A 19,016-nucleotide genomic window follows, 5' to 3' on the forward strand; every position below is an offset into this window, starting at 1 on the left:
GCGAAATCCTGTCCTTACGGTTAAACTTTGTCGCGACCACGCCTGATAACGAGATCTGACCATGTACGACTGGCTCAACGCCCTGCCCAAGGCCGAACTGCACCTGCACATTGAGGGCTCGCTGGAGCCCGAGTTGCTGTTTGCCCTGGCCGAGCGCAACAAGATTGCCCTGCCCTGGAACGATGTTGAAGCGCTGCGCAGCGCCTACGCGTTCAACAACCTGCAGGAGTTTCTCGACCTGTATTACGCCGGGGCCGACGTGCTGCGCACCGAGCAGGATTTCTACGACCTGACCTGGGCCTACCTGCAAAAGTGCAAGGCGCAGAACGTCATCCACACCGAGCCGTTCTTCGACCCGCAGACCCACACCGACCGCGGCATTCCCTTTGAAGTGGTGCTGCGCGGCATCAAACAGGCGCTGGTCGATGGCGAAAAGCAGCTGGGCATCAGCCACGGTTTGATTCTGAGCTTTCTGCGGCATCTGCCCGAAGAAGAAGCGTTCAAAACCCTGGAACAGGCCAGGCCGTTCCACGATGCGTTTATCGCCGTCGGCTTGGACAGTTCGGAGATGGGCCATCCGCCGAGCAAGTTCCAGCGCGTGTTCGACAAGGCGCGCAGCGAGGGCTATCTGACCGTCGCCCACGCGGGCGAGGAAGGCCCACCCGAATACATCTGGGAAGCCCTGGACCTGCTGAAAATCAAGCGTATCGACCATGGCGTGCGCGCTATCGAAGACGAGCGTTTGATGCAGCGCATCATCGACGAGCAGATCCCGCTGACCGTCTGCCCGCTGTCCAACACCAAGCTCTGCGTGTTCGACGACATGCGCCAGCACAACATCCTGCAGATGCTCGAACGCGGCGTAAAGGTGACGGTGAACTCGGATGACCCGGCCTACTTCGGCGGCTACGTCACCGAAAACTTCGTCGCTCTGTACGACAGCCTGGGCATGACTCAGGAGCAGGCCAAGCGCTTGGCGCAGAACAGCCTGGATGCGCGCCTGGTTTAAGCAAAATCATCGCGACTGAAGCCCCGTCCACAGTCCGTATACGCTGTGGGCGGGACTTTAGCCGCGACAGATAAAAACTCAGTGATCCAGCTTGCGCCGCTTGCCGGTGACCATCGACAGCGGCAGGTTTTCCTTCAGGCGGTAGCTTTCAAAAAGCGCCGCCGCGATGTGCAGGCCCACCAGGGCCATCAGCCCATCGGCGCAGAATTCATGGATATCCAGCGGTAAATCAGCGCCCCAGAAGTAATCGACCTCCTCCATCAGAAAGCCGGTCACACCCAGGCCGAGCATCAACAGCATCATGCCGATCATCACCAAGCCGCCCAGCGGGGAATGCCCCATGCGGTGGTAATCACGTCCACTGAGCAATGCCCGCAGGTGTTCGGCCAGGCGCGCACGGGTCGGCCAGAAGTCCGCCCAGCGCGCTGCCGGTGTGCCGATAAAACCCCACACCAGGCGAATCGCCAACCAGGCCACGGCGTAGTAACCGAACCAGCGGTGCCAGTTCTCGCCCTCTTCGGTGAAGAAGTAATTGGCCAAGAAAGCGCTCGCCAGAGACCAATGGAACAACCTGACCAGCGGGTCCCAGAGGCGTGTGGTGGCGTTGTTCATCAGTCTTCAACGCCGCCTTTGATGACCTTGCCGCTGACCGGATCGAAGTAGATTTCGACCTTCTGGCCTTCTTTGTTGAAGCCGTAGATTTCGTAGCAGTTGCCACCGGTCACTTTGAACTTCTTGATCTCGTAGCCCTGGGCTTTGAGGTCGGCCTGGAATTTGTCCTGGTCCTGCCACTGCGCCTTGTCGGCGGTGGTGCATTGGGTGGCGGCGAGGGTCAGCGGGCTGGCCAGAACCAGAGACAGCAGAAGCAATTTGCGCATGGTGAAGTCCTCGTGATGCAGGGGAAGTTGTGTGTCTGCGGGGACTACTGTCGCGCGGCAAGCTTAAGGCTGTATTAGGAAACGCAAAGGGCCCATCAAATGATGAGCCCTTTGCCAACACGCCAGATCTATCAGGATCAGAAGTCGTAATCGACCTTGGCCCACAACGTCCGGCCTGGCTCGTCGATCCGGGTATCAGCCGGGAAGCCGAAACCGGAATCACCGCCCAGATTCAGGTGCTCGGCGTATTGCTTGTCGAGCAGGTTATCCACGCCGGCGCTGAGTTTGACCTGCTTGGTCACACGGTAAGCACCGTTGACCGAGAGCACGCCGAAGCCAGCGCTGTCGCTGAAATCCTGCCCCACCACGTTGCCGCGCCCATCCGCAATGCGGCCCTGGCCATCAACCACCCGCCACAGGGCGCCAACGCTCCAGTCGTCACGCTGATAGGTCAGCCCCAGGCGTGCTTCCAGCGGCGGCATCTGCGGCAGCGCTTCGCCATCGGAGCTGTTTTTGCCCCAGGCATCAGCCAGGGTGGCATCGGTCTTCCAGTTGGAACTCAGGTCATACGCCACGCCCAGCTCGCCGCCCATGATGCGCGCATCGATGTTATCGGCCTGGGTGCTCATGCCGCGGTAGTCGAACAGGATGTAGTCACGCACCTGACCGACATAGGCCGAGGCCCAGGCCTGCAGGGCGTCGCCCTGGTATTGAATACCGACATCCAGCTGGGTGGTCTTCTCCGGCTTGATGCCGTCGAAGGCGTTGTCCGCGCCAGCCGGGCCATTGAGGCCGGCGGAAAACAGCTCCCAATAATCGGGGAAGCGCTGCACGTGACCGATACCGGCATAGACGGTAGTCGGCGAGCCGGACAGGTCGTGCTCGTAGCGCACAAAGCCGCTCGGTAGGGTGTCGGCGCGGGTCTCGCCAGCCGTCGGGTTGGGCGTGGTCATGCCCATCATGTCGCTGAAGTTAGGCCGGTAATCCTTGGCCGAAGCGCGATCCAGGCGCGCGCCGGAGACCAGTCGATCACGCTCGTCCAGGCGCCAGGTAGACTCGGCGAACACGCCGTAGTTGTGCATCAGCGCGTCCTTGTCCCAGGGGAAACGATCGGCGTCGGTGTAGTTACCCATCATGCTCAGGGTGGAGCTGCGCTGGCGGTGCTCACTGCGCTGGGCATCGACGCCGGTGATCAGCTCGACATCCTCCCACGCCCAGGTGGCGGCCAGGCGTGCACCCAGGGTGCGGCGGTCAACCTGAGCCGCCATCGGGCCGCTCATCATGCTGGTCGGGTCGGGCATGCGCAGGCGGAAGTTGTCCATGATGTGATCGGCGTAGTTGTAGTAAACCTTGGCCTCGACCTTATCCAGCACGCCACCGAGGTTGCTGCGCTCCACGCGCAGGCCCAGGCTTTCACGCTGGAACTGAGTGCCGTCCATGCCACGGCCGCCGTAGCGCGCCTCGCCATCGCCACGGCCGGCGGTGAGCTCAATCAGCGTATCGTCATCCGGCGTCCAGCCCAGGGCCACGTCGCCGTTCCATTTGTCCCAGCGCGAGGGGATGGTGTCGCCGTTTCCGTTCTCGTAATCGTCCGAATGCGAGCGGTTGCCGGTCACCCGCAGGTAGCCCTGCTCGCCGCCCACAGCGCCATCAAGGGTTTGGTCGAAACGGCCGTTGGAGCCCGCCAGCACGCTGGCATGCAGACGCGCACCCAGCTCACCGAAACGCTCCGGCTCGCGATCAAAACGCGCCACACCGGCCGAGGCACCTGGGCCCCAAATCACCGTTTGCGGGCCCTTGGTCACGGTCAGCAGGTCAAAGGTTTCCGGCGAGATGTACGAGCTGGGCGCATCCATTCGCCCTGGACAGGCGCCGAGCATCTGCCCGCCGTCGGTGAGCAGCAACAGCCGCGAACCGAACATGCCGCGCAGCACGGGATCACTGTTGCTGCCGCCGCTGCGAATCGCGGAGAAACCGGGAATGGTCTTGAGGTAATCGGCGGCATCACTGGCCGGCACCGGCTGGCGCGGGTCCTTGGGGTCGGCCACCACAGTCAGTGGCGAGCTCTGCTGCACGGCGGTGACCACCGTTGGCGGCAATTGCAGCGCGTGGTGTTCCGGGTCGTGTTCGGTGGTTTGCGCGGCATGCGCCTGAGTGGCCAACAGCAGGCCGATACACAGCGGCGCCAGACGGAAAGGTGCAGCGCTGATCAAAAGCGAACGAGTAGACATGACTATTCCAGAATCGAGACAAAACCAGGGAATGGCCAGCACCGCATACGCGGCACCAGCAACAGGGCAATGGCGATCAGGAATAGGCAGGCGGTGCGCGGCTGCGCGAACCGGGGAAAATAGCTGAGCGGGCAACGCCGCTGCGTACCGGCGCACTATGCCGATCCGCAGGCGCAACGGCCGTCAGGGCTAGCGTTGGACTGGCACAACCGGTGGCTGGGCTGTTGAGCAACAGGGTGCAATAGCCGCACTTGGCCCACAGCGCGTCGTGATCCAGCGGGTTGTCATGGCTACCGGCATGCTCTCCGCAGGCCAGTTCCGTCAGCCAGGCCGGTTCAGCCGGCGCAGTGAGCTGCGACAGCAACGGCCCGACACTGAGCAACAGCATGGCCAACAGGGCCAGCCAGCTTGCGCGGTAATCGGCAGTAAAGGAACGATTGCGGGGCATTACGGCAACTCAAGAATCCTGCGCCGAGTATGGCCGAAGGTCGGCGTAGAACAGCTGATGCAAATCAATGGTGCATGGATCCTGAGCAGGTCCCAGCATAAGCGGCGCAGACCAGCGAGATAGGCTTGCCCACACAAGCAAGCAGCATAGCGTCCTGTGACAAACAGCGGCTGCCACAGGACCAGCAGCGGGTTACCTGACCTTACTTGGACATCCAGTCAATCACGGCCTTGTAGTCCTCAGCCGTACAATCCATGCACAAACCACGCGCCGGCATGGCATTGAAGCCCTCGGTCACGTGCTTGACCAAGGTATCCGTGCCCTGAGCCAGGCGCGGCTGCCAGGCAGCGGCATCGCCTTTCTTCGGCGCGGTTGGCAACTGACCGTTATGGCACATGCCGCAGGAGCGGTTAAACACCGCCTCAGGATCTTGCGCGGCCTGTACCGAGCCCATCGACAGCAGAGCAAACGTCAGCACGACAACTTTCTTCATATCAAGACCTCATCGGTTTATGTGTTGTTATAGGTATCTGGCAGATACAGCCGATCACCCTCAACCAGGCTGTAGGCATCTTGCGAATGAGGGTGGAAAAGAGGGCTCTCCCCTGAGGGAGAGCCGGTTACCGAGCCTTGGCCGATAAAGAGACCTTCGGGCTTAACCGTGGATGCCCAGACAAGGCAAATTCCTACCCGAAGTCGGCCCATCCTATGGGCAGCCTGGCAGCGCCTCAACTGCGACAACCCGCCACAGCCGTTCGCCATCACTCAGGGGGCTGGCACCTGGGCCAACCTGCGTCAGGCTGTCGCAGCGCTTATTCAGGAATCCGCAACCAACGGCGAAAACCCGCAACGCCGCTGCGACTTAACGGAGACCAGGCAAAGTCGAACCGTGCCGGCGGCAGCACCTGAATATCACCGCCCTGTGCAGCCCCACCGACCTTCCAATCCACCAGTGTCATCGGCTGAACAGAACAGGCCAACAGGATGCCCTGCGCCGAACTGGCATCACTGTTGACCCAGCGCGCTGCCGCCGCTGAAAGCAGACTCTCCACCTGTTCAGCGGTGACGTGGGGGGCATACTCAGACAGCAACAGCCAGCGGCAAACGCTGATATGAAAAGTCCAGTCCTGCGCGGGTTGGCGGCGGTAGGCCCAGACCATAAAACGCCGGAACAGGTTTAGCCCTTCCGGCGGATCAAGCTTGAGCAGTGAAGGGCACAGGTCATACAGCAGGTGCCAGTACGGCAGCAACTTGGCATCCAGCGCGATGAACGAGCGCGCGTTGCTCGGGTAATCCGGGAAGATCCGTTCGTTGGCGATACGCCTGTGCACAGGCAACGCCCGACTTTTGGATGAATGCATGATTCACGCTCCTTGCCATACAGGGTTACTGGCCGCGCAGGGCCAGTAACTCGCAGTGATGGAGCTCACTGAGGCTCCACTCGATCATCTCAATCGAGTGCAACAGGCGGGGCGCGTGATTGTGCTGCGGGGAAACGCATCGCCAACGCAGGCCACAGCCAACGCAACGACTGTGGAACCAGGCGCAGCACAGCGATGCTGAAATAGCCCCAATCCAGGCTACCCAGGGCTGGGCTGTTGATCAGTAACGAGCAATAACCGCATGCATCCAGCTTGAACTTCTGCGGCAAATCATCCGGCATGGCTGGCGATGCTGCTTGCGCCAGGCCTTCATGGCAGGCCAGTTCGGTTAACCACGACCAATCTTGCGACTCCGTGCGAGACTGGGAAAAGAGCGGTGCGAGGACAATCAGGGCGAGTGCCAGCACGCCGAGCGTGGCCCCCAGCCGATGCCCTCGCAGCGCGCTTATCATCAGTGCTGGTGCTGACCTTCACCGTGCGCACTGCCCTCAGGCGCATCCTTGTGCACGGCGATCTCCACCTCAACGGTGCCGGCCTTCTCGAAGGTCAGGGTCAGCGGGAAGCGCTCGCCGTCCTTGGCCTGCTGTTTCAGGTTGAACAGCATGACGTGGTAGCCCATCGGTTCAAACTTCACTTCACCACCGGCAGGAATCGCCACGTTCTGTACCTGCTGCATTTTCATCAGACCATCGGCGTGGATGTGTTCGTGCAGTTCGGCCTTGCCGGCCACAGGGGTGCTGGCACTGAGTAGGCGGTCAGCCTCAGCGCCTTTGTTGTGCACCACGAAATAGGCCGCAGCGGTGGGCGCTACGGCCGGCATTTCCCGCGACCAGGGGTGTTCGATATGCAGCTCACCGGCGGTGTATTCATGGGCCTGGACCAGCAGTGCCGGCAGCAACAGGGAAAGACCAAGCAGGGTTTTCTTCAGCATCATGGGTATTGCCTCCTTGTAGGAAAACGAAAGTCAGAAATCCAGGGTCAAACCAGCATACAACGCACGGCCATCGCCTGGGGCATGCAGGGAATCCAGCGCGCCATCGGGGTCATACCAGACGTACTCGTAGTAGCGGTTGGTGATGTTTTTCAGTTGCATGTCCACGCTTACACTCTCACTCAGGCGGTACTCCGCACCGAGGTTGAGCAGGGTGTAGCCGCCATATTGACCGGTGCTGTTGGTGCGTTCCAGGTAGTAGTCGCTCTGGCCGTTGACCCAGGCACTTAGCTTGAGTTTTTCACTGGCCTGATAATCACCGCCCAAGGCATACAGATGATGCGGTACGTGATCCATCTCCTTGCCCTTGCTGGCCGGCAGGCGTGGGCCAGGCGTGAGGATTTCCGAGAACTGCCGTGAATAGGAGAACCACACGCGCGCCAGGTCGTTGGGGTACAGGTTGAGCTGCACGTCATAACCTCGTCGCAGGGTTTCACCGACGTTCTCGGTATCCCCGGACGGTGCATTGAGCCGGCGCTGTACTTCATCGGTGGCGTGCTGTTCCCAGTACGCCACGCGACCATCGAGCCAGGTCACCGGGTTGAACTTGATGCCGGTTTCCCAGCCTTCGTTGATCGACGGTTTCAGGTCATCCTGCAAACTGGCCAGTTTGTAGGCACCCGAACCGACACCGATCTGGAAGGTACGTCCCCAGTTGGCGTAAAAGCTGGCCGTCTGCCAGGGGGAATAGACCAGGCTGAATTTGGGCTGGTTGATGGTGCCAAAATCATTGACGCTGGCCCGCTCGCCAGACAACTGATCGTGATAGTCGCCCTCGACGCGGTCCACCCGGTAGGCCGGGATGAGCTTAAGGGTTTCCCAGGGTTCGATCAGCGCCTGCACGTAAACACCCGTTGTGGTCAGATCGAACACCTGGTCGCGTGTCTGTGCGGTACGCACACGACTGACCGTCCGATAACGCTCACTGATCACCTCCTGGCGCTGGATATCGGCGCCACCTTCCAGGGCAAAGTCATGCAGCCCCGGTACATCAGGACGCCAAGTCAGGCTGCTGATTGCGCCGTACTGGTCTTCGTCGTTGAAGCGTTCCTGCTGCGCGGAGGTGATCCAGTACTTGGTCCAACGCCGGTCTTCAAACCGGTTGTAGTACGCCTTGCTCGACCAGGCGAGGTCGTCAGCCAGGTCGGTATCCAGATGCAGGCTGAGCGAATCCATGCTGCGCTCGCCCTTGTCCGTCGCGTTGTTCAGGTACGACTGGCGCGGGTCATGATGGGCATCGGCTTGGGTCAGGTAACCGGCCTCCAGGGCATCGGCTTCGTAATGCCGTGCGATCAGGCCGGCGCGCCAACCGGCGTCAGCGGTATAGAACCATTTGCCGGCGAAGCTCTGACGTTCGGCATCGGCATGGTCACGGTAACCGCCGCTCTTCTGGTAAGCGACGAAGTAGTTCTGCGACCAGTTGTCCGTCTCGATGCCTTTGACCAGTTGCAGCTCCTGGGTATCGAAGCTGCCGCTGCGCAGTCGCAGCTTGCCCTCGTTGCCGCCAATGCGGGTATTAATGCTGGCGTTGCCGGCAATGTTGTGCAGGCCGTAGCGCGGGTCATTGGTACCGCGCACCACTTCAATGTCTTCGATATCCAGCGGGAAGACCATGTCGATAAACGGCATGTTGCCGTCATTGGTGTTGCTCGGGATGCCGTCGATCAACAGCTTCACGGCATTCACCTCGCCTTCACCGTTGAAGCCACGGAATGACAGCTTGCCGGAGGTGGTGCCCTGGTTGAACTGGGTGAGCATCACGCCCGGCACACGGCTGAACAGCTCCCAGCTGTATTGCACCGGCTGTTTTTCCAGCACGTCGCTGCCGACGTAGTCCACCGAGCTGAGGATGTTGTAGCTGGACAGCGGGCCCTTCTCCTCGCCCGTCACCGTGACACTGCCCAGCGCCAGGGTGCTGTCGGCAAGCACGGGTAAGGTGTGAACACTCAGCGCGATCGCGCTCGTGGCCAACAACTGGCTGAGTGGTTTTAGCTGAAACTGCATGTGCGTTTATTCCTGAATCAAAGGCACGGCACAGGCCAATGCCCTGTATCGATAAGGTCGTTATGCCTCAGCCCGGTTTTGCCAGGGTAAGGTTGTTGTGGCAGCCAAGACGGTGGCCTTGGTTGCCAGAGGATCAGATGAATCAGGTCGAGGGGGTCAGAGCGACCCGTGGCCGTATGCGTGACAGCAGCCAGTCCAGCGCCCAGATCAACAACAGGGATGCGCCCACCAGCGGGAAGGCGGCGCCGAGCAGGCACATGATGACAATCGCGGTTTTCCAGCGTGGCAGGTCGTGGCGTAGCGGCGGTACACCGAGCTTGCCGCTCGGTCGGCGCTGCCACCACATGATCAGGCCGCTGATCGCGCTCAGCAGCACCAGCAGGCAGACCGCGAGCATCAGCAACTGGTTGGCCAGGCCGAACAGCTTGCCTTCATGCAGCATCACCCCGGTTTCCACGGTTTTTGCCACCACGCCGTAATCCTTCCAGCGCACATCGGCGAGCACCGCACCGCTGTACTGATCGATATGCAGAGTGGCGTCGTTACGCGGGTCGTCGGCAAACAGGGCGATGCTGTACACCCCGGTTTCACCTTTCGGCAGGGTGATGCTGTAACCCGGCTGTACGCCGCGCTCAGCGGCGGTGTCGACCACGTACTGCAGCAGATTGGCCGGGGCGGCAGGCGTCTCGGCAGTGGCATGGCCGTTATGCGCGGCGTGTGGATCGGAGGCCGGCAGTGGTGTGGTTTCCACCGCCCAGGCCACGGTCTGCTGACTACTGGTGTTCAGGCTGCCGGTGAGCTTGCCGGACTGCGGTACGTCGTCCCACATCGCGGCCGGGAAGTGGTTCCAGGCGCCGGCAAACTGGGCGCCCCAGAAGCCGGTCCAGGTCATGCCGGTGAGCAGCATAAACAGCAACAGCAGCGAGCCCCAAAAGCCTGTCACCGCGTGCAAGTCACGCCATAGCAAACGCCCACGAGCACTCAGCCTTGGCCACAGCACGCCCGCACCGGAACGCCCGCGCGGCCACCACAGGTACAAACCGGATACCACCAGTACGATGCCCCAACCGGCGGCCAGTTCGATCAGTCGATCGCCCAGGGTGCCGACCATCAGGTCGCCATGCAGCTGGCGGGCGATGGCCTGCAGATTGAGCAGCGCATCCTGGCTGCCGAGAATCCTGGCGCTGTAAGGGTCAACAAACACATTCAGGCTCTGGCCCTCAGCCTCCAGCACAAACTGCGCACTGCGCTCGGCGTTAACCGGTGGGAGGTACTGGCTGATGTTCGCCCCGGGATACGCCTGGCGCACCAACGCCAGCTGCTGATCCGCCGAGATAGCCTGCTCGGCAGGCGTGACCTGCAGCAGCTCGGCATACATCAGCTGGTCAAGTTGCGGCTTGAACAGGTAGATGATGCCAGTGACCGAGAGCAGGATCAGAAACGGAATCACAAACAGCCCGGCATAGAAATGCCAGCGCCAGGCCAGGTTGTAGAACGAGATGTTCGGCGTCGTCGGCTTCTGCATAGTCAGCTCCAGGCATGGCCACAGTCAGTGATGGATCGGCAGCGGTTCATCGGTGCTGCCCTCGGAGCAGCAGGCTCAGGCCCACCAGCGCCAACAGCACATGCGCCAACGCGACGATGCCCAGCAGCAGGTGCTTGTAGCCATTGCCTAAGCCTGCGAGAAATTCCCACTTGTGCAGGTAGGCAAACCCCCAACCTTCCGCACGGTCGGCATCCTGCACGCGGCTGGCCAGGGCACCGTCCAGTGGGTCAATAAACAGCGCGGTGTTGTGCGTATCGGCATAGCTGGCCTTGAACACCGGCAGGCGTTTGAAGACGAAGCCGTATTCATGGTCGAAGCTGTGCTGCAGCGTGAGCGTCTGCGCCTCACCCAGCCCCAGGGTCTGGGCGTAATGATCGAGGCGCTGCTGGGCATAACGGCGTGGGGTGTCATTGCCCAGCTCACGGCCCTGAGCATCCAGGTAATGCAGGCTGGACATACTGGCGAACTGCTGCCCCTGGGCGCGCCAGATCGGCTTGCCGTCGAGTTCAAGCAGGCTGAGCATGTACAGCTCTTCACCGGCCAGCAGCCAGTCGGCCGCCGGTGCCTTGTCCAGCTCGGCCACGTTAAAGCTCGGCACAAACGGCGCTGGCCAGGGCTGCGCACCTTGCTTGTGCAACAGGTGCCAGGCACCGCTGCTGGCAAAGCTCAACGTCGTCAATGCCAAGCCCAGCCCCCACCAGCCATGCAGCCGGCGGTTAAAGGTACGGGCACGCCGGCGGGCAATAAACAGCGCCACACCGAACAGCGTCGCCGAGACAATCGAGACCAGCAACACCAGCATCAGTAACGGCCGTAGCGGTCCTGCCGCATCCAGCCAGCGAAAGCTGTGCATCGTCTGGAAGAACGCACTGAACCAGGCCTTGCGCTCGTCCACCAGGGTGCCGAGGCGGTCATGGAACAGGTCAACATACAGGCGCAACGCGTCATCCCGCTGGGTGTCGACCCGCGCCACCGGCAGCAGGCGGTTGATAAAGGCATATTCACCGGTGAACCGCTCGATGCTGCCGGCGTAAGCCAGCGGCTCGTCGCGGCCCAGGTAATGCCGTGCCAGGCTCTCGGCATGGGCAGCGGCCAGCTCGACCGCCTGACCACTGCGTGCATGCCAGTAACGCGGCTGCAGTTCGCCAGCCAGACGCGCCTGGTAATACGGCTCACCGGCCAGCACCAGCAGGCGCAAGCCCTGCACCTGGGCAACACCCGCAGCGCCGAGCACCTGCGCAGGACTGCGCAGGTTATCCAGCGGCAACACCTGTTGCGGTGTGCCCATAGTTTGCGGACGCGGCTGCAGGTAGCCCATCAGCGGGTGCAGCATGCCGCTGCCCGCCCAGCTGAAGATGCCCAGGCAGGCCAGCAGCGCCAGGCGCTTATGCCACGGCATCAGCCGCAGCAGGCGCTGGCGCCAGGTCAGGCGCGGTAGCTCTTGTGCTTGCAGGGCCGCCGTCAAAGCTTCCACTCCAGGCCGACATACAGGCTGCGACCGTCACCGGGCATAAACAGCTCTGCATCCTGACCACGGGCATTGGCCACAACGCCGGTGGTGGCGATATAGGTTTTGTCGGAGAGGTTGCGCCCCTCGACGAAGAAGCCCAGACCTTCACGTGGACGATAGCCGCCCTTCAGCCCCCAGATCGCATAGGCTTCGGCATACAGCGACTCGGCGTGGTCGGCGGCGTAGTGCACCGGCACCCACTCGACGGTTGGGCCGGCGTACCAGCCATTGCGCTGCCACAGCGCTTCCCCTTTAAGGAACTGGCTCGGCACCCCAGCAATCCGGTTATTGCCGTAAGCCGGGTCGTTATCGAAGCGGAAGTCATTGAGCAGGTACTGGCCGCGCAACACCACCTCACCCAGCTGCCAGGCACCACCGAACTCGATGCCCTGGTGCACGGTTCGGTCGGCGTTGGTGGTGATAATCCGAGTCGGGGCTTGCGGATTGACATAACCCAGCAGCTCGTCGCGAATTTCACTGCGGTACACCGCCAGGTCCAGGTCCAGATTACCCTGGGTGAAGCGCATACCCGCCTCCAGGGTGGTGGCCTTCTGCGCCTCGTTCTCGGTGACGATGGCGCCCCCGGTCAGCTCACTGAAAGTCGGCGGCTCGTAACTTTGGCTGAGGTTTGTGAACAGCTGCACACCGTCGGCCAGGTCATGACGCAGACCGATCCGGCCGATGCGCGCGCTGTAGCTCTTGGTAAAGGAGTCATCGCGAAAACCAACCGGCTGATTGGCCGGATTGAACGCAATTTTCAGTTTGTCATCGATATCGCGTTCGCTGTGCAACCAAGTCAGTCCGCCGATCAGCGCCCAGTCCTCGGCCAGCGGCACTTCCAGCTCGGTAAAGGCATTCAGGCTGCGCGCCGTCTGCACCTGACGGTCCACCAGGTTGCCGCGTTTACCGCGCACGTTAACGTAGTTTTCTGCCTGGTTACGGCCTTGCAGCGCTTCCACGCCACCGCTCCAGCGCCAGCCATCCGTGTTCTGCCACTTGTGGGTCAGGCGTACGCCGACATCTTCACTGTCGACTTCCAGCACCTGGAATATCGGGTGCCACAGCGATTTCTCGCTGTAGAAGCTCGACAGCTCCAGACTGTGCCCGCCGTCCAGTTGCAGGGTGGTGATATTGCCGATGCGGTTGAGGGTGAAGTCGCGCTTGTTATCGCCGGTCACCGTGCTCAGCGCGGCCTGCTCAGGGTTACGCCGCAGCTGCGCCTTGGTCAGGCTGCCGGGGATTTCCGAATCGGTTTCCACATGGCTGATATAAAAGCGGGTCGACAGGCGCTCATTGATACGCCCGCCGATATTGGCGAAATAGCGCTGGTTTTCCTGACGCGCGTGATCGCGAAAACCGTCCTGGGAATAATCGGAAAAACTCAGGTAGGCATCCCAGTCGCCAAAGTCTTCAGCCACCGCCCCGAAGATGCGCTGGTAATCGAAACTGCCCGCTTCGGTGCGCAGCTGCACCGTGGGCGCGGTCTTGCCGGTGGGCGTGACAAAGTTGATCGCACCACCCAGGTTGGCAGCGCCATAGCGCCAGGCGTTGGCGCCGCGCATGACCTCGATATGATCCAGGGCAATCGGCTCAATGGCCTGAAAGTCACCACTGCCATCCGCCAGGTTGAGTGGCGCGCCGTCCTGCATCAGCAGGATGCCGCGCTGGTGGAAGGTGCGCTGCAAGCCAGAGCCACGGATCGACAGACGCGATTCCTCGGCGCCGGAGCGCGACTGAATGTACACACCGGTGGCCTGGCCCAAAGCATCCTGCGGCGAGCTGGCGCGGCCGGTCTTGTAGGTTTCGGCATCGACGACACTGGCACCACCGGGAATCCGCGCAAACTCGGCGCGCTTCTCGGCAATCGTCGGCGCAGTGGCATCGCCCTGCTGTTTACCGACGATGGTGCTGTCTTCCAGTTTTAGCTGCTCGGCATAGGCAGAACTGGCCAAGCTGATGCTGACAGCCAACAGGCTGAATACGGATATCTGACGCATGGACTTCCCCAACTTCGGTCCGTCGGGCGCTCTTCAAGCACCGACAGACGCGGTTTTTTATCTGGTTTCAAGTGATCAGCGCGGCCGCAAATGCGGCCGCAGCAACAGCAACTCAAGCCAGAACGGGGGATGCGCGGGGGTTGGCCGAGGGCCAGAGGTAGCGGACAGGTCGCGGGGTGAAGAAGAACGTCAGCAGGGGCGCGCGACTGGGCGCCAGCAGGCCCAGCAGGCCGAAGAACGCCGCCAGGATGATCGCACTGAAGGTGGAACTCAGGGAGCAACCGGAACCGGTGGCAGGATTGGGCGCCACCACACCGGAACCTTCCAGATCAGCACCGGCGCCGAAGTTGCCCTCAAAGGAGCAGTACTGGCTACCCAGCCCGCTGAGCTGCAGGCCAGCCATCTGGCCGTGACCGATACTGCAGGCGAACGCACTGAACAGAACGCTGAAATACAGCATCCAGGCCAGCAGGCGACGGTCAGTACGGGTCATTTTCATGGGGCGCGACTCTAGCATTGCTCCGGGGCGCATGTGACACAGCCGCACTGCGATGGATTGCCGCAGCGCGCTGGCGGCAATCTTAGTTCGGCCAGGGTGCCTGCGCCAACAACTCCGCGCAGCGAATTTGCACAAACTCACGCAGCAACAACACCGGCTTACTCAGTTGCGCGCGGTGCGCGCAGATCAGGTTGAGCGGTGTCGGCTCGCCGCGCAGCTCAGTTAGCAGCACCTGGAGCCGTCCGGCACGTACATCGCCAGCTACATCCAGCCAGGATTTGTAGACCAGCCCGGCACCGCTGACGGCCCAGCGCCGAACTACGTCGGCATCGTCACTGACCCGGTCACCTTTGACGCTGATGCCCTGCTCGCGCTTGCCGTCGCTGAAGCGCCAGCGGTCATGCAGCCGCCCACCGAGCATATAGAGCAGGCAGTTGTGCTCGCTCAGTTCATCGACCGTTTGCGGCGTTCCGTGCTTGTGCAGGTACTGCGGTGCGGCGCACAACACGCGGCGGTTGGACGCGGCCACTGGTAAGGCGACCAGGCTGGAGTCCTCCGGTGCGCCGTAGCGCAGGGCGATGTCCACCGGCTCGCGAAACAGATCGGCCACGCGATCGCCCAGCAGCAGGCGCAGCTGCACCTGCGGGTGCGCCAGCTGAAACTCATCCAACCAAGGCAGCAAGGTATTGCGACCGAAATCCGACGGTGCAGAAAGCTGCAACGGTCCACTGATACCGACCTTGCTACCGGCCAGCCGCTGCCGGCCGTCATCCAGACTCTGCAAGGCCAGGCGCGCATGGCCGAGAAACAGCTCGCCCTCGGGAGTCAGGCGCAGGCTGCGGGTGGAGCGGCTGAACAGGCGAACGTCCAGTTGCTGCTCCAAGCGCTTAAGCGCAGCGCTGGCCACCGCCGGGGAAATGTCCAGGCGCCGGGCGGCGGCTGACAGGTTGCCCAGGTCAGCGGTGGTGACAAACAACTGCAGATCATCAAAACGCAGCATGGCGGCTCATTTTCAAAAAAGTATTGAAAGAGACTCTAGTAGCCGCCTGTTTTTCTCGTCAATCAAATAACCGAGCATGTGCAGCACTTGAACCGGAGTCCGCCATGACCACGCCACTGACTTTGATTGCCACCATCACCGCACGCCCCGGCCATGCCGAGGCGGTTGAAGCCGGTCTGCGCCAGCTGGTGCCGCCTAGCCAGGCCGAAGCCGGTTGCCTGCAATACAACCTGCACCTGCATAAGGAGCAGCCCAACCGCTTCATCATGGTTGAACAATGGCAGGACGCCGCCGCTCTCAGCGCGCACCAGCAGACCGCGCACTTTCTGCACTTCGGCGAAACCTGCGGCAACCTGCTGGAACAGGTCGATCATCAACTGATGCAACGCATTGTCTAAGGAGCCCTTTATGAAAGCTGTCGCTTATTACCACTCCCTGCCCGCCGACCACACCGACGCCCTGCAGGATGTTGACCTGCCGACTCCAACCCCCGGTCCGCGCGATCTGTTGGTCGAGGTCAAGGCCATTTCAGTCAACCCGGTGGACACCAAAATCCGCCGTAACGTCGCCCCAACCGACGGCGACGCCAAGGTACTGGGCTGGGATGCCAGCGGTATCGTCAAAGCGGTGGGCAGCGAGGTCAGCCTGTTCCAGCCCGGCGATCAGGTTTACTACGCCGGGGCAATCAACCGTGCAGGGGCCAACAGCGAACTGCATGTGGTGGATGAGCGCATCGTCGGGCACATGCCCAACAGCCTGCCGTTTGCCGAAGCCGCCGCCCTGCCGCTGACCGCGATCACCGCCTGGGAGCTGCTGTTCGAGCGCCTGCAGATCACTCAGGGCAACACTGACCTGGGCCAGAGCCTGCTGATCGTCGGCGCCGCTGGTGGCGTTGGTTCGATTCTGGTGCAGCTGGCCCGCAAACTCACCGGCCTGACCGTGATCGGTACCGCCTCCCGTCCGGAAACTCAAGCCTGGGTCCGCGAGCTGGGCGCGCACCATGTGATCGACCATCGTCAGCCGCTGAGTGAAGAGCTGCAACGCATCGGCATCAATCAGGTCACGCACGTCGCCAGCCTGACCCAGACCGACCAGCACTTCGCGCAACTGGTCGAAGCCCTGGCACCGCAAGGCCGTCTGGCGTTGATCGATGACCCGGAGCAGCCACTGGACATCATGCAGCTCAAGCGCAAAAGCCTGTCGCTGCACTGGGAACTGATGTTTACCCGCTCGCTGTTCGAGACCGCCGACATGATCGAGCAGCATCGCCTGCTGGATCGGGTGGCCGAACTGGTGGATGCCGGCACACTGCGCACCACCCTGGGCGAGCACTTCGGCAGCATCAACGCCACCAACCTGCGCCGCGCGCATGCGCTGCTGGAGAGCGGGACAGCCAAAGGCAAGATCGTTCTCGAGGGGTTTTAACGGCGCGGCACTCCCCGGTTCACGTTCCGCGTGAGCCGGGCAGCTTTTTTATCACGCACCCTGCATTCGATAAGCGGCCAGCTAGACTCATTACATTGCCGTTGCAGGGGCAATTTCCCACTCAACTCTTTCAACCTGGCTTGCCATTGGCGGTAAGGGATGCAACCCGATCTTCAAGGCCCACTGCGCCTGGCTGGCGTATATATCCTGTTCAGCACCCTGTGGATTTTCGGCAGCGACTACCTGCTGCATGCTCTGGTCAGGGACAGTGAACTGATGGCTGAGCTGCAAACAGGCAAAGGCCTGCTGTTCATCTTGCTCAGCACCGGGCTGATCTTCTTTGTCAGCCAGCGTGATCGCCTGGCGCAGCGCCAATTACTGGAAAAACTCACCGATAAAAGCCGCCTGCTGCACCACACCCAACGTAACGCCGGCCTGGGCAGTTGGGAGTACCGCGACGGCTTTCATTGGAGCGAGGAAGCCCTCTGCCTGCTAGGCCGCAATGCTGACAGCCCACCGTGCGCTCCTGAACAGCTGCTCAGTTGGCTGCACCCTGCCGAACGCGCTGCCGTGCAACGTGCTCTGCATGCCCTGCTCGATGACCACCACCGCATGATGGTCAGCGCACGTCTGCTGCAACCCAACCCCCAGCAGACCACCTGGTTGATGCTGCGCGGCGAAGCCGACGCTGATGGCCGCATCTTTGGCACCGTGCAAAACATCAGCGCGCAGAAACGTGATGAAAGTGCCCTGCGCGAAAGCGAGCAGCGCTTTCGCCTGCTGTTCGAACAGACGCCACGGATTGCCGTACAGGGCTATGACCGCGAACGCCGGGTGATTTACTGGAACCAGGCCAGCACCCTGCTCTACGGCTACGCTGTGCATGAGGTGATGGGACGGCGCCTGGAAGAGCTGATCGTGCCGCTTCCCGCACGCAGTAAAGTGGCCAGCGCGATCAACCAGTGGCAACTCGGTGGCTCGCCAATCCCGGCGGCTGAGGTGCAGTTACAGCGCAAGGACGGCAGCCTGGTGTGGGTCTATTCCAGCCACCTGATGCTGCGCAACAGCCTGGATCAGCTGGAGCTGTACTGCGTCGATATCGACCTCACCGAACAGAAGAAAATCGACAGCGAATTGCAGGTCAGCGAGAGCCGCTACCGCTCGCTGGTCGAGCACCTCGGCGATGCGATTTTTATCACCGATGCCGACGACAAGCTGAGTTTCCTCAACCCCGCCTGGGAAGAAATCAGCGGCTACCCCATCCATGAAAGCCTGGGCAGCCCACTGCACCGTTTTATGCCCGAACTGAGTCAGACCACTGTGCGCCAACGCCTGGAAGAACTGCGCAGCGGTAAGCTCAACAGTCTGCGACTGGAGTGCCAATTGCTTACCCACAAGGGTGAAGCTCGGCAGGTTGAATTGCAGCTGAATCTGAGCAAGCTCGAACACACGCTACACGGCAGCCTGCACGACGTGCATGAGCGCTATCAGACGCAACACCTGCAGCAGGCCCGGAATGCGGTACTCGACGAACTGCTGGGGCTGCACCCACTGTGCAACATTCTCAGCGGCATCACCCGGCGCCTGGAAAGCCTGCAGCCGCAGATGCGCGTGTCGATCATGCTGCTCGACGAGCATCAGCGCCTGCGTATAGGTGCCGCACCGAGTTTGCCGGACGCCTATTGCCAAGCCATCGAGGGCGTTGAAGCCGCGCTGGAAGTGGGTTCATGCGGGCATGCGGCCGCGAGTGGCGAGTTGGTGATCGCCGAAGACCTCAGCCAGCACCCCTATTGGCGCGATTACCAACACGTTGCCCTGGCTGCTGGTCTGCACGCCTGCTGGTCACTGCCATTCAAAGATGACAATGGTCAGGTGCTGGGCACCTTTGGCATCTACTACCCACAACCAACCCGACCCAGCGCAGCCGATATCGCCCTGGTTACTGAGTTCACTCGCCTGGCGGGGCTCGCCGTGCAGTTCAGTGCCACACGGGTGAGTTGATCTGCCCGACGGCAGGTCAGCGGTGATTGATTTGTTACAGGTCAATGAAAGTTCATACCGAGCAACTAGACTGGCTTCTCCGAAAACCTAATTAC

At 61.7% G+C, this 19,016-nt stretch carries 18 protein-coding genes; 4 read left to right on the forward strand and 14 right to left on the reverse strand.

Features of this window, described 5'->3' with window-relative positions; genetic code table 11:
• The first annotated feature begins 61 nt into the window (after nt 1–61).
• Nucleotides 62–1,009, forward strand: a complete 948-nt coding sequence (locus HBN63_RS08735; RefSeq protein WP_160089028.1) for an adenosine deaminase — start codon at nt 62–64, stop codon at nt 1,007–1,009.
• A gap of 78 nt (nt 1,010–1,087) precedes the next feature.
• Here the strand turns inward: HBN63_RS08735 and HBN63_RS08740 are convergent, their stop codons facing one another.
• The 14 genes from HBN63_RS08740 to HBN63_RS08805 form a co-directional block, all read right to left on the reverse strand.
• A complete protein-coding gene (locus HBN63_RS08740) occupies nt 1,088–1,621 on the reverse strand; it encodes a cytochrome b/b6 domain-containing protein (RefSeq protein WP_160089030.1) in 534 nt (177 codons plus the stop codon).
• The gene (locus HBN63_RS08745; protein ID WP_160089032.1) at nt 1,621–1,887 is read right to left on the reverse strand and encodes a PepSY domain-containing protein; all 267 of its coding nucleotides are present in this window, start codon (nt 1,885–1,887) and stop codon (nt 1,621–1,623) included. The genes HBN63_RS08740 and HBN63_RS08745 overlap by 1 nt, the downstream gene beginning before the upstream one ends.
• Nucleotides 1,888–2,024: 137 nt before the next feature.
• A complete protein-coding gene (locus HBN63_RS08750) occupies nt 2,025–4,118 on the reverse strand; it encodes a TonB-dependent copper receptor (protein ID WP_170049131.1) in 2,094 nt (697 codons plus the stop codon).
• 76 nt (nt 4,119–4,194) lie between these two features.
• Nucleotides 4,195–4,566 carry a DUF2946 domain-containing protein gene (locus HBN63_RS08755; protein ID WP_170049132.1) on the reverse strand — a complete coding sequence of 124 codons (372 nt, stop codon included), beginning with the start codon at nt 4,564–4,566 and terminating at the stop codon, nt 4,195–4,197.
• 202 nt (nt 4,567–4,768) lie between these two features.
• A complete protein-coding gene (locus tag HBN63_RS08760) occupies nt 4,769–5,059 on the reverse strand; it encodes a cytochrome c5 family protein (RefSeq protein WP_160089038.1) in 291 nt (96 codons plus the stop codon).
• Nucleotides 5,060–5,378: 319 nt separating this feature from the next.
• Nucleotides 5,379–5,927, reverse strand: a complete 549-nt coding sequence (locus HBN63_RS08765; RefSeq protein ID WP_167147522.1) for a putative natural product biosynthesis protein — start codon at nt 5,925–5,927, stop codon at nt 5,379–5,381.
• Between the two features lie 89 nt (nt 5,928–6,016).
• The gene (locus HBN63_RS08770; protein WP_170049133.1) at nt 6,017–6,400 is read right to left on the reverse strand and encodes a DUF2946 domain-containing protein; all 384 of its coding nucleotides are present in this window, start codon (nt 6,398–6,400) and stop codon (nt 6,017–6,019) included.
• Nucleotides 6,400–6,882 carry a copper chaperone PCu(A)C gene (locus HBN63_RS08775; protein WP_170049134.1) on the reverse strand — a complete coding sequence of 161 codons (483 nt, stop codon included), beginning with the start codon at nt 6,880–6,882 and terminating at the stop codon, nt 6,400–6,402. Before HBN63_RS08775 ends, HBN63_RS08770 begins: the two co-directional genes overlap by 1 nt.
• Nucleotides 6,883–6,912: 30 nt before the next feature.
• Entirely contained in the window at nt 6,913–8,943 is a 2,031-nt protein-coding gene (locus HBN63_RS08780; protein WP_170049135.1) for a TonB-dependent receptor, read from the reverse strand.
• Between the two features lie 142 nt (nt 8,944–9,085).
• Nucleotides 9,086–10,468 (reverse strand): PepSY domain-containing protein, encoded by a 1,383-nt coding sequence (locus HBN63_RS08785; protein ID WP_170049136.1) that lies wholly within the window; start codon nt 10,466–10,468, stop codon nt 9,086–9,088.
• A 46-nt stretch (nt 10,469–10,514) separates the two neighbouring features.
• The gene (locus tag HBN63_RS08790) at nt 10,515–11,954 is read right to left on the reverse strand and encodes a hypothetical protein (protein ID WP_170049137.1); all 1,440 of its coding nucleotides are present in this window, start codon (nt 11,952–11,954) and stop codon (nt 10,515–10,517) included.
• The gene (locus HBN63_RS08795) at nt 11,951–13,996 is read right to left on the reverse strand and encodes a TonB-dependent receptor (RefSeq protein WP_170049138.1); all 2,046 of its coding nucleotides are present in this window, start codon (nt 13,994–13,996) and stop codon (nt 11,951–11,953) included. Before HBN63_RS08795 ends, HBN63_RS08790 begins: the two co-directional genes overlap by 4 nt.
• Before the next feature lie 112 nt (nt 13,997–14,108).
• A complete protein-coding gene (locus tag HBN63_RS08800; protein WP_160089054.1) occupies nt 14,109–14,495 on the reverse strand; it encodes a DUF2946 domain-containing protein in 387 nt (128 codons plus the stop codon).
• A gap of 82 nt (nt 14,496–14,577) precedes the next feature.
• A complete protein-coding gene (locus tag HBN63_RS08805; RefSeq protein WP_170049139.1) occupies nt 14,578–15,495 on the reverse strand; it encodes a LysR family transcriptional regulator in 918 nt (305 codons plus the stop codon).
• Between the two features lie 104 nt (nt 15,496–15,599).
• Between HBN63_RS08805 and HBN63_RS08810 the strand changes: the two genes are divergently transcribed.
• From HBN63_RS08810 to HBN63_RS08820, 3 genes are all read left to right on the forward strand, one after another.
• A complete protein-coding gene (locus tag HBN63_RS08810) occupies nt 15,600–15,893 on the forward strand; it encodes a putative quinol monooxygenase (protein ID WP_170049140.1) in 294 nt (97 codons plus the stop codon).
• A gap of 10 nt (nt 15,894–15,903) precedes the next feature.
• The gene (locus HBN63_RS08815) at nt 15,904–16,920 is read left to right on the forward strand and encodes a zinc-binding alcohol dehydrogenase family protein (RefSeq protein ID WP_170049141.1); all 1,017 of its coding nucleotides are present in this window, start codon (nt 15,904–15,906) and stop codon (nt 16,918–16,920) included.
• A gap of 159 nt (nt 16,921–17,079) precedes the next feature.
• Nucleotides 17,080–18,921, forward strand: a complete 1,842-nt coding sequence (locus HBN63_RS08820) for a PAS domain S-box protein (protein WP_170049142.1) — start codon at nt 17,080–17,082, stop codon at nt 18,919–18,921.
• The last annotated feature ends 95 nt before the right edge of the window (nt 18,922–19,016 follow it).

It is taken from the genome of Pseudomonas sp. WS 5011, assembly GCF_012985775.1.
GTDB lineage: Bacteria > Pseudomonadota > Gammaproteobacteria > Pseudomonadales > Pseudomonadaceae > Aquipseudomonas > Aquipseudomonas peli.

What these genes read in the sequence shown, in the direction of transcription:
- HBN63_RS08735 (WP_160089028.1), top strand. Translation starts at nt 62, where the DNA reads ATGTACGACTGGCTCAACGCCCTGCCCAAGGCCGAACTGCACCTGCAC.
- HBN63_RS08740 (WP_160089030.1), bottom strand. Translation starts at nt 1,621, where the DNA reads ATGAACAACGCCACCACACGCCTCTGGGACCCGCTGGTCAGGTTGTTC.
- HBN63_RS08745 (WP_160089032.1), bottom strand. Translation starts at nt 1,887, where the DNA reads ATGCGCAAATTGCTTCTGCTGTCTCTGGTTCTGGCCAGCCCGCTGACC.
- HBN63_RS08750 (WP_170049131.1), bottom strand. Translation starts at nt 4,118, where the DNA reads ATGTCTACTCGTTCGCTTTTGATCAGCGCTGCACCTTTCCGTCTGGCG.
- HBN63_RS08755 (WP_170049132.1), bottom strand. Translation starts at nt 4,566, where the DNA reads ATGCCCCGCAATCGTTCCTTTACTGCCGATTACCGCGCAAGCTGGCTG.
- HBN63_RS08760 (WP_160089038.1), bottom strand. Translation starts at nt 5,059, where the DNA reads ATGAAGAAAGTTGTCGTGCTGACGTTTGCTCTGCTGTCGATGGGCTCG.
- HBN63_RS08765 (WP_167147522.1), bottom strand. Translation starts at nt 5,927, where the DNA reads ATGCATTCATCCAAAAGTCGGGCGTTGCCTGTGCACAGGCGTATCGCC.
- HBN63_RS08770 (WP_170049133.1), bottom strand. Translation starts at nt 6,400, where the DNA reads ATGATAAGCGCGCTGCGAGGGCATCGGCTGGGGGCCACGCTCGGCGTG.
- HBN63_RS08775 (WP_170049134.1), bottom strand. Translation starts at nt 6,882, where the DNA reads ATGATGCTGAAGAAAACCCTGCTTGGTCTTTCCCTGTTGCTGCCGGCA.
- HBN63_RS08780 (WP_170049135.1), bottom strand. Translation starts at nt 8,943, where the DNA reads ATGCAGTTTCAGCTAAAACCACTCAGCCAGTTGTTGGCCACGAGCGCG.
- HBN63_RS08785 (WP_170049136.1), bottom strand. Translation starts at nt 10,468, where the DNA reads ATGCAGAAGCCGACGACGCCGAACATCTCGTTCTACAACCTGGCCTGG.
- HBN63_RS08795 (WP_170049138.1), bottom strand. Translation starts at nt 13,996, where the DNA reads ATGCGTCAGATATCCGTATTCAGCCTGTTGGCTGTCAGCATCAGCTTG.
- HBN63_RS08800 (WP_160089054.1), bottom strand. Translation starts at nt 14,495, where the DNA reads ATGAAAATGACCCGTACTGACCGTCGCCTGCTGGCCTGGATGCTGTAT.
- HBN63_RS08805 (WP_170049139.1), bottom strand. Translation starts at nt 15,495, where the DNA reads ATGCTGCGTTTTGATGATCTGCAGTTGTTTGTCACCACCGCTGACCTG.
- HBN63_RS08810 (WP_170049140.1), top strand. Translation starts at nt 15,600, where the DNA reads ATGACCACGCCACTGACTTTGATTGCCACCATCACCGCACGCCCCGGC.
- HBN63_RS08815 (WP_170049141.1), top strand. Translation starts at nt 15,904, where the DNA reads ATGAAAGCTGTCGCTTATTACCACTCCCTGCCCGCCGACCACACCGAC.
- HBN63_RS08820 (WP_170049142.1), top strand. Translation starts at nt 17,080, where the DNA reads ATGCAACCCGATCTTCAAGGCCCACTGCGCCTGGCTGGCGTATATATC.